We start from the raw sequence: 1,752 nt of genomic DNA on the forward strand, positions 1-1,752 counted from the left end.
TGGGACTTCCGCAGGGACCGGACAGCCAAAACCACAACGGCAATCAGTACGGCGATCACGATGATATTTCCCAAGATAGTAGGCATAACCAGTCGCTCCTTTCCCCGTTGGTTATCTTGCGGCAGCGGCCACAGAGCTTAACTGGCGGGAGCGGTCCTCCCCCTGATAGCCCTTGCGGACCAGCAGATAGATGATCGCGGCCAGAGCGGCCAGAGCAACCACCGTCCACACACCGAAGGTCACAGCTCCGGTGAACAGGCCACCCAACTGGTAGACGATCAGAGAGGCTACATAGGCAAAACCGCACATATATCCGATAGCGGCCCAGGTCCACTTGGCGTTGTTCATTTCCCGCTTGATGGCGCCCATAGCGGCGAAGCAGGGGGCGCACAGCAGGTTGAACACCATAAAGGAGTAGGCGGAGGCGGCGGTAAAGGCCATGGCAATGTTGGCAATCAGGTCACCGGGGTAGAACACCTGCATGGTGCTGACCACTTCCTCCTTGGCGATCAGGCCGGTGATGGTCGCCACAGCGGCCTGCCAGTTCCCGAAGCCAAGAGGAATGAAGATTACTGCGATCACGCTGCCCACCGCAGCCAGCAGGGAGGCGTCGCTGTCCTCCACCCAGCCAAAGCCGCCGTCCGCAAAGCCGAAATTGCTGAGGAACCAGAGGATAATGGTGGACAGGAGAATGATGGTTCCGGCCCGCTTGATGAAGGACCAGCCCCGCTCCCACATGGAGCGCAGGACGTTACTGGCAGAGGGGGCGTGGTAGGCGGGCAGCTCCATGACAAAGGGGGCGGGTTCCCCGGCGAACGCCTTGAACTTTTTCAGCATGATACCGGAGATCACCACAGCGGCCACGCCGATGAAGTAGGCGGAGGTAGCAACCAAAGCGGAGCCGCCGAACAGCGCCCCGGCGAACAGGGCAATGATGGGCATTTTGGCCCCGCAGGGGATGAATCCGGTGGTCATGATGGTCATTTTCCGGTCACGATCCTGTTCGATGGTCCGGGATGCCATGATACCGGGAACACCGCAGCCGGTGGCTACCAGCATGGGGATGAAGCTCTTGCCGGACAGGCCGAAGCGGCGGAAGATGCGGTCCATGATGAAGGCAATCCGGGCCATATAGCCCACGTCCTCCAAAATGGCCAGCAGCAGGAACAGCACCAGCATCTGGGGCACGAAGCCCAGGACAGCGCCCACGCCGCCCACAATGCCGTCCAGGATCAGGGACGCCAGCACACCGCTGACCCCCATGGTATCCAGCAGGCCCTCTACCAATACTGGCAGGCCGGGGACCCAAGTTCCATAGCTGGCGGGGTCAGGTTCCTCCACGTTAAGGGCCTCGGCATAACTCTCCGATGTGACCTCCAGGGCGATGGTCTCCCCGGCCTCGTCATCGTACAGATAGGCTTCCGTCTCTCCGGCCTCGTAGGCGGCGATGATGGCGTCCGCCTCCTCAAACGCGCCCGCGGCCTCGTCATAGCCGTCCACGTCGGAGCCGGAGAAGGGCAGGAACCAGCCGTCCCCAAACAGGCCGTCGTTGGCCCAATCGGTAGCGGCGGTGCCGATGGAGATGCCCCAGCCGCCCATGGCCAGAGCGTACACCAGGAACATCACCGCCACAAAGATGGGCAGGGCCAGGATACGGTTGGTGACGATCTGGTCGATTTTGTCAGAGACGGACAAACTGCCCTTGGCCGCTTTCTTCTTCACGGCCTTGGTGACCACAGAGTTGATGTAGGA

1 protein-coding gene is annotated in these 1,752 nt (G+C 61.2%); it reads right to left on the bottom strand.

What is annotated here, in order from left to right:
* Positions 1-111: 111 nt before the first annotated feature.
* Positions 112-1,752 (bottom strand): ferrous iron transporter B (locus QZ326_RS13180; protein WP_295746102.1); only part of this gene is annotated, 1,641 nt, incomplete at its 5' end.

The sequence above is a fragment of the uncultured Oscillibacter sp. genome (genome assembly GCF_910587525.1).
GTDB lineage: Bacteria > Bacillota > Clostridia > Oscillospirales > Oscillospiraceae > Oscillibacter.